Here is a 7,787-nt window from a genome sequence, read left to right on the forward strand (position 1 = left end):
GGACTAAGGAGACCGCCATGAAAAGATTCGTCCCCCGCCTTGCGTTAACCGCCGCGCTGCTTGCCGGCGTGCTCACTGGCGCACCCAGCCTCGCTTTCGCGGGGAACCTGCCCGCCGCTATTGACGGCACCGTGACCGTCATGCACACCAACGATATCCACGGCAGCTACAAGTACAGCTACAACGCAAGCAAGGGCACCGGCACTGTGGGCTTTGACGGACTGGCGGTTCTCTATAGCGCCCAAAGCAGCGCCCCCGATCTTTTGCTCGATGCGGGCGATACCTTCCACGGGCAGTCCTTTGCCACCATGAGCGAGGGCAAGAGCATCGCCGAGCTCATGGACACCTTCTATGCAGACGGCTACGACGCGACCACGCCGGGCAACCACGACTGGAGCTACGGCGCGGACAAGCTCCGCACCATGACCGGCTACAGCCCCACCGGCACGCCCTTCGCCATGCTCTGCGCGAACGCGAAGTCTACGAGCGGCGTATGGAGCTCGAGTATCACCAAGACGCTCGATCGCACTTGGAAGGACGACGAGGGCAGTTCCACGTTTGATTACAAGATTAAGGTCGGTGTCGTCGGAGCCATGGATGAGTCGCTGGGCTCCTCGCTGCGCGCGGACCTGATCGAGGGCACGTCGTTCTCGGGTGCGGTGGACGCCATCAATGCCGAGGCCAAGCGACTGCGCGAGGACGAGGGCTGCAACGTTATCGTCTGCATTGCGCACACGCTCAACGCTAAGCCCTTTGCCGCACGGCTCGCCGGCGTCGATGCCCTGGTCGCAGGCCACGAACACATCAACCTTAACGAGAAGGTGACGGGAGCCGACGGCAAGACAATCCACGTTGTCGAGGCGGGCAGCGCCTTTGCCGAAGTGGGACTGCTTTCCGTCCCCTACGAGTACGACACCAAGGGCACCGAAAGCACCGACGATGACACGGTGGCAGTATACGCAGACAAAAGCGACGAGAAGCTCTATACCGCCAAGGATGTAAACGTTCTTTTGACCGATCCCAACAAGGGCTCCACCTATCAGAGCATCCTTGATGAGGTCCACGACAACAAGATCAAGCCGCTCGACGATGCCTTTAGCGCCGCATCGAGCGAGGTGATCGGCACGAGCTCTACCAATTATTTCTACGGCGAGAACGCATCTGGCACGCACGGCTGGGAAATGGTGCGCACCACCGATTTCCGCCCCAGCAAGGAGGGCGACACCACCAAGGCCCAGACCATCGGCCATGTGATCTGCGGCTCCTATCTTGACCTGACGGGCGCAGACCTTGCCATCGAGAACGCGGGTGGCATCCGCGGCGGCATCGCTGCAGGCGATGTGACCGCAGGCAACGTCATCGCTATCTCGCCCTACGGCAACACCGTGGAGACCTGGACCATGACCGGTGCGGACTTCCTTGCAGCGCTCGAGCACTCGCTGCAGATCAGCGACGAGTGCAATCACAGTTATGAGCTTCAGCAAGCCTACGTGGCAGCCGGCCATACCGAGCAGGAAGCGCAAGACAAGTACAAGTGGCGCGATGACTCTGGCAGCGTTCTCTCCTTTGGCGGCATCAACGTGACGATTGATTGGACGCAGCCCGAAGGCAAGCGCATTGTGAGTGCCACACTTGCCAAGGACGGCAGCACGCTCGATCCCACCAAGACCTATACCGTCGCCACCAACAACTACATCATTACCAACACGACCGACTTCCCCACCTTCGCACACGCCACCAAGCGCACCGAGTGGGGCACGTGTGAGGCGGCGCTGAGGGCGCTGATTGGGCAAAACGGCTGGGAGAGCAAGATGGCCTCGCTCGCGGGCACCATCAGCTTCGGCTCCGCAGCCGTTGACCCCACGCCCACACCGGCCCCGACGCCTAAGCCCTCGCCTAAGACGGACACGACGACCACGAAGGTCATCACCAAGAAGACGACCGGCAAGCTCGCCGCAACGGGAGACCGCACGCTGGCAGTAGTTGGCACGTGCCTTATCGGCGGCATCATCGTCATCATTCTCGGCATTATCTGGAAGCGTCGACGCTAAGCTACACCGCCGGGCCTTGCAGCCCCGCCGCGTAAACCTTATATCGAGCACAGAAGCCCGTCCGAATTTGATCGGACGGGCTTCTTGGTGGGTATCATGGTTGGATGATCATGAGGAGGTTTCCCTACATGGAATTGTTTGAGCCAATTCTTCATTTCTTTGCACAACGATGGGTCCACAACATCATCTGGGCCGGTATCTTGGCCATCGGCACCGCCGTTGCCGCCAAAATCGCGTCCAAGACCCTGCACCACCTGCTTAACCGCGATGATAACCCGCTCCCAGCATCGAGCATCTTCATCAACATCACACGCGCCGTCATCTGGATGATCGGCGGCAGCTTTATCCTCGACAACTGTTTTGGCATTAATGCAAACGCCCTCGTCGCCGCTCTTGGCGTCGGCGGCATCGCCATCTCGCTCGGCTTTCAGGACACGCTGTCGAACCTTATCGGCGGTATGCAGGTGACCTTCATGGGCATCATCAAGCCCGGCGACAATATCGAGGTCGGCGGCGTGTCGGGCGTGGTCCAAGACATCACCTGGCGTCACACGACCATCGAGGATGCCTGCGGGCAGACCATCATTGTGCCCAACTCCAACATCTCCAAGAACACGCTCGTGCATCTGATGCCCTTTGGGCGCGTGGCCGTGCCCGTTGCCGTAAAGGACACGTCTAAGTGGGCTTCCCTTGACGCGCTGGCAGACGAGCTCACAAGCGCAACCAAAACGGCCGTCTCGCCCATCTCTGGCTTTGACAAGGAGCCGTATGTGCTCTTTAGCGAGATCGGCGACTTTGGCGTCAAGGGCAAAATCATCTTTATCGTCAGCGACGATAGCACCACCTTCACGGCAGCCGACGCCTGCATTCGTGCCATCGCCCCCATCATCGCCTAAACTACCACAAAGGGGACAGGCACCTTTGTGGTAGTTTCGCATCGTGGTACCATGGTTCATATCGTTGTTTAAACGACTAAGGGAGTAGACACCATGGAAGAGGCCTATCGTCAAGCACGCAAGCGCGGCGAGCAGGGACGCCGTCGCGCCATCAGCCAAAGCGAGCACCCGTACCTTACGGACCTCGACAGCTTGGTTGCCCAGCTCCCCTTAGGTCAGCGAGAGAGCGTCGGCCTGCGGGATATTCCGCTCGAAATGGTCGTCGGCACGGTTACCAAGGGCCGTCAGTCTGCCTTTTCGTGCAACTTTATGCCCCTGTTGCCATTTAGCACCGAGTTCGCCCGCAAGTGGTCCAACCTCTACGACATCCAGGTGACCGAGGGCTATCGCGACCCCATCATCGTCACCGAGTTCATGCATCGGTTCTACGTCCAAGAGGGCAACAAGCGCGTCAGCGTCCTCAAATTCCTGGACGCCCCGACGGTTTCGGCCAAGGTCACCCGCCTCTACCCCGGAAAATGGGATTCCGTCGAAAGCCGCCTCTATGGCGAGTTCTGCGCGTTTTGGCGCGTCTGCCCCCTATACGAGATCGAGTTCTCGCGTGAGGGAAGCTACGAAACGCTCGCCAAGATGCTCGGTCAGAACCTTATCGAAAAATGGCCGCAGAAAAAGGTCGACTACCTGCGCCACACCTTCCTGCTCTTTAAGCGCGCCTACCTGCGCGCCGGCGGCGACCATCTGGACATTACGCCCGCCGACGCTATGCTCGTCTACCTCAATGTGTACAACCAGGACCGCCTGCTGGATACGCCGACGGATATCGTCGTAAACCGCCTGTGCAAGATTTGGCGCGAGTTGGTCATTGCCGGCAAAAGTGATGAGGAGAAGGTCGATCTTGTCGAGGCACCGAGTGTCGATGAGGAAGAGGCGCCCGCCAAGTCCACCTCGGGCGTGCTCAACTTCTTTATGAGCAAGACCGTCTACTCCACTGCCAATCCCATGCGAATCGCCTTTATCCACGAGTTTCCCTGTGCCACGTCGAGCTGGGACAGCCTACACGACCAGGGCCGCCGGTATCTTGATGAGCACTTTGGCGGCATCGTGCGCACCGAGGCGTTCGAGGACTGCCACGATTCGGACGTGTTCTACGCCGCCGTCGAGACAGCCGTAAAGCACGGGGCGAACGTCATCTTCTCGACCTCACACCGGCTCATGGAATACACGCTCAGGGCGTCAGTCGAGTATCCCCAGGTGCGGTTCCTTAACTGCTCAATCGGCCTTCCCCACCAAAGCGTCCGCTCGTACTTTGGAAAGATGTACGAGGCCAAGTTCCTACTGGGCGCCCTTGCCGCCAGCATGGCCGACAACCACCGTATTGGCTACCATGCGTCGGTCTTCGCCTCGGGCGCGCTGAGCGAAATCAACGCCTTCGCTATCGGTGCCTCGCTGCTCGACCCTCGTGCGCAGATTATCCTCACTTGGGGAGATGTTCCCGCCGGCGGTCTTGCCGAAGCCATGTGTCGCGAGGGCGTGAGCGTCATGACCGGCGCCGATATGTCCAAGTCTCTCGAGGACCCCACCGCCTACGGGCTTCACCGTCTGGTAAACGGCAAGGAAGTTACCGGTATTGCTATGCCGGTATGGAACTGGGGCCGTTACTACGAACTCATCGTACGCAGCCTACTGCACGGCACATGGGACGAGACCGCCGATGACCAGCAGGTGCGCGCCGTCAACTACTGGTACGGTATGAGCTCCGGCGTCATCGATATTCGCTACGCTCCGGGCCTACCCTATCAGACGCGTAAACTTGTGCAGCTGCTTCGCAACGGCATTGTCGAGGGCTCCATCAACCCATTTGGCGGCGAGCTCCACAGCCAGGACGGCGTGGTTCAGATTGAGGGCTTCCCTCCCCTGCCGAGTACGCAGATTGTCGAGATGAACTGGCTGGCTGACAACGTTATAGGCTCGATTCCGCAGCTCGATAACGAGCCGGAGGTCCGTGCCCTATGAATATCCTAGCCATTGCCGATGTAGAGGAGCGCTGCCTGTGGGAATGTTTTCGCAAGGAGCGCTTTGAGGACGTTGACCTGATTCTATCCGCAGGCGACCTGGATCCGGACTATCTTGAGTTTTTGGTCACTGTCATCAACAAACCGCTTGTGTACGTTCGTGGCAACCACGACGACCGCTACGCGCGCCATGCACCGGGCGGGTGCATTTGTGTTGAGGACAGCGTATATGTGTACCGAGGTATTCGCATTGCGGGTCTGGGCGGTTCCATGCGCTACCGCGACGGCGCGAACATGTATACCGAGCGCGAGATGGCAAAACGCATGCGCAAGCTATCGCGAAAAATCGCACTGGTAGACGGATGCGATATTCTACTTACCCATGCACCCGTCGCAGGCATGGGCGACCTGGACGACCTGCCGCATCGAGGATTCGAGTGCTTTAATGCGGCTCTTGAGTCTTGGGGTCCCGACTATATGATTCACGGGCATGTGCACCAAAGCTACGGCCCCAACTTTCAACGCGAGCGCCAACACCCATGCGGAACGAAGATTGTCAACGCCTGCGGCTATACCAAGATCGAAATTGACGAGGCGCGCTACCCCACGCGCGGTTGGAAGGCCGCTTGGCTCAACTCGCAAACCATGCGCCGCGAGCTCAAACGCCACGAAGCAATCGAGTCTTCAACCGCCAGAACCCCCTGGTAACTGCCAACAACCACCACGAAGGGGATAGGCACCTTTATGGTGGTTTTGCTGACTCGTCCGACCTGTCCATCACGGTGCTTGTGTAATTAACGAGAACACTCATTGTTTTGTAAGGACGGCGCTCACGTGCCGTCTTTTTTTGTCAACTTATGCAGTCTCGACCGTGTTGTATGTAGAGGGACCTCGCGAGACGCCTTCCCTATATCCACCACGACCAATTGGAGGTGACACTATGCCTGCACGCCGTAACCGCAATAGCACGCTCCGATGCGATGCCGATCAGATCGAGCGGGAAGCAAAGCGCTTGGTCGACACGTATTCCGACCTCATCCTTCGATTGTGCTATTCGGCCCTTGGATCCGCTGACGACGCTCAAGACATCTGCCAGGACACGCTGATCAAGATTCTCCAACGCACTCAACCGTTCGACTCGCTCGAACACGAACGTGCTTGGGTGATCCGAGTCGCACTGAACGCATGTCGCGATATCGGCCGTACGCACGCGAATCACCCGGTTGTCGACCTCGATTCGCTCCCCGATTTCTGCGCACCCGTAACACATACCGAGCAAGAATTCGCGCAACGCGACTGCGCCATTCTTTCCGCTGTCACGGCCCTGCCTCAAGCACAGCGCATCGCCATCTTTTTGCACTACTACGCAGGCATGAGCATCAGGGAAATCGCAGACGCCGTTCACGCGACGCCAGCTGCAACCGCCCAGCACCTTAGCCGCGGACGTGCGTCACTTCGGCTTTCCTTGAAAGGAGACCACAATGACTACGAATTCGAATGACTATCGCCACGCCCTGGAGCACATTTCGTTTACCGATAATGCGAAGCAGCACATGGCAAACTCGATTGCTCAGTCCGTCGCCTCAAGCGATGCGGCGACCGCTCAAAGCAACTTTAATGGCACGCGACGCAAGCCGCGCATCGCCCGCCATCCCGTAAGAACAGTCGCTCGCATTGCCGCTGTAACGGCAGTCCTCGCTATCGTCATTGGAGGCGCTGGCACGGCTATGGCAACAGGCGTCCTGCCGCTTCCTTCTGACATGCTTTCCGACATCTTTGACGGACCTGCTTCTCAAACCGAGATCATCGACCGTATTGGCCGGCCCGTCGGTGCTAGCTGCTCCAACAACGGAGTCACCGTGACCGCCGACGCCATCATGGGCGACAAGGATATGGTTACCATCGCCTATACGCTTACGTTCGACGATCCCGCTGCCCTGAAAAAGCTTTCCGAGCCGGGCGAGAACGGAACTATCGCCGGAAGTGTCGATGGAAACGTATACGTTGATGGCGAGCATGGCGGCCAAGGCCAATCATGGCTCATTGACAAGAACCCCAAGGACTCCAGCATTCAATACTTTGCACAGTTCAGCGTTGAATCACCCGGCCTTATGGGCAGGACCGTCCGCACGCATATCAACTCTCTCGTTGTGCCACGTGCTGGCAAAGAGCTTCCCGAGTATAAGAAAATACTTACGGGCCCATGGGATCTTAAGTTCCAGCTGAATTACGAAGATACATCCGTTACGATTCCCGCGCCCAAATCGGTCAACTTTAACGGCACCAAGGCGACGATTCAAGAGGCCACCGTATCCTGCGTTGGCGTTTCAGTCCGCTACAACATAGATCGTTCCATCGAACACGACAACAACAGCGGCAAGATGTCTCAAAACATGGAGGAGTCTATGGATGCCGTTGGCAACATACCCCTCATCGTGACGTTCAAAGACGGTCATGTTGAGGACGCAACCAGCCACAGCGGCTATTTCGCAAATAAACTGGATAACGGCACCACTGATGTCCACAAGACCTGGCCGTTCTCGCAAGTTTGTGACACAGACAAGATTGCAAGCGTACAAATTGGCGATACGGTCATTCCCATGAATTCGTAACGCTACGCGGCTCGTATATGCACCCGGTTCCGCACTTCGCGTCTAAAGATGCGCTGTCATCGAGCAGCGTGAGCGCAAGGCCGCCCGTATGGTCGGCTGGGAACACCTCGTTGCGCTAAAAACCACCACGAAGGGGACCGTGAACTGCGCCCCGAAACTTGGACTGAATAAATAGCGACTACGCCGCAAGGGCCCGGTCCCGGAACTCCTCCGGCG

6 protein-coding genes are annotated in these 7,787 nt (G+C 58.3%); all 6 read left to right on the top strand.

The annotated features are described in order from the left end of the window. Window positions 1–17: 17 nt before the first annotated feature. The 6 genes from PMW70_RS03370 to PMW70_RS03395 all read left to right on the top strand — a co-directional run bounded on the left by PMW70_RS03370 (window position 18) and on the right by PMW70_RS03395 (window position 7,571). Window positions 18–2,051, top strand: a complete 2,034-nt coding sequence (locus PMW70_RS03370; protein ID WP_271743874.1) for a bifunctional metallophosphatase/5'-nucleotidase — start codon at window positions 18–20, stop codon at window positions 2,049–2,051. 128 nt (window positions 2,052–2,179) lie between these two features. After that, window positions 2,180–2,947, top strand: a complete 768-nt coding sequence (locus PMW70_RS03375) for a mechanosensitive ion channel family protein (protein ID WP_117840001.1) — start codon at window positions 2,180–2,182, stop codon at window positions 2,945–2,947. A 93-nt stretch (window positions 2,948–3,040) separates the two neighbouring features. Beyond that, on the top strand, window positions 3,041–4,960 hold the full coding sequence (locus PMW70_RS03380; protein ID WP_271743875.1) for a BMP family ABC transporter substrate-binding protein: 1,920 nt from the start codon (window positions 3,041–3,043) through the stop codon (window positions 4,958–4,960). Continuing rightward, window positions 4,957–5,667 (top strand): metallophosphoesterase family protein, encoded by a 711-nt coding sequence (locus tag PMW70_RS03385; protein WP_117639531.1) that lies wholly within the window; start codon window positions 4,957–4,959, stop codon window positions 5,665–5,667. Before PMW70_RS03380 ends, PMW70_RS03385 begins: the two co-directional genes overlap by 4 nt. Window positions 5,668–5,899: 232 nt before the next feature. After that, the gene (locus tag PMW70_RS03390; RefSeq protein ID WP_117583099.1) at window positions 5,900–6,460 is read left to right on the top strand and encodes an RNA polymerase sigma factor; all 561 of its coding nucleotides are present in this window, start codon (window positions 5,900–5,902) and stop codon (window positions 6,458–6,460) included. Continuing rightward, window positions 6,441–7,571 (top strand): DUF4179 domain-containing protein, encoded by a 1,131-nt coding sequence (locus PMW70_RS03395; RefSeq protein WP_271743876.1) that lies wholly within the window; start codon window positions 6,441–6,443, stop codon window positions 7,569–7,571. The genes PMW70_RS03390 and PMW70_RS03395 overlap by 20 nt, the downstream gene beginning before the upstream one ends. The last annotated feature ends 216 nt before the right edge of the window (window positions 7,572–7,787 follow it).

Origin of the sequence: Collinsella aerofaciens (genome assembly GCF_028209625.1) — a bacterium.
In the GTDB taxonomy this organism is placed as follows: Bacteria; Actinomycetota; Coriobacteriia; order Coriobacteriales; family Coriobacteriaceae; genus Collinsella; species Collinsella aerofaciens_AM.

What these genes read in the sequence shown, in the direction of transcription:
- PMW70_RS03370 (WP_271743874.1), top strand. Translation starts at nt 18, where the DNA reads ATGAAAAGATTCGTCCCCCGCCTTGCGTTAACCGCCGCGCTGCTTGCC.
- PMW70_RS03375 (WP_117840001.1), top strand. Translation starts at nt 2,180, where the DNA reads ATGGAATTGTTTGAGCCAATTCTTCATTTCTTTGCACAACGATGGGTC.
- PMW70_RS03380 (WP_271743875.1), top strand. Translation starts at nt 3,041, where the DNA reads ATGGAAGAGGCCTATCGTCAAGCACGCAAGCGCGGCGAGCAGGGACGC.
- PMW70_RS03385 (WP_117639531.1), top strand. Translation starts at nt 4,957, where the DNA reads ATGAATATCCTAGCCATTGCCGATGTAGAGGAGCGCTGCCTGTGGGAA.
- PMW70_RS03390 (WP_117583099.1), top strand. Translation starts at nt 5,900, where the DNA reads ATGCCTGCACGCCGTAACCGCAATAGCACGCTCCGATGCGATGCCGAT.
- PMW70_RS03395 (WP_271743876.1), top strand. Translation starts at nt 6,441, where the DNA reads ATGACTACGAATTCGAATGACTATCGCCACGCCCTGGAGCACATTTCG.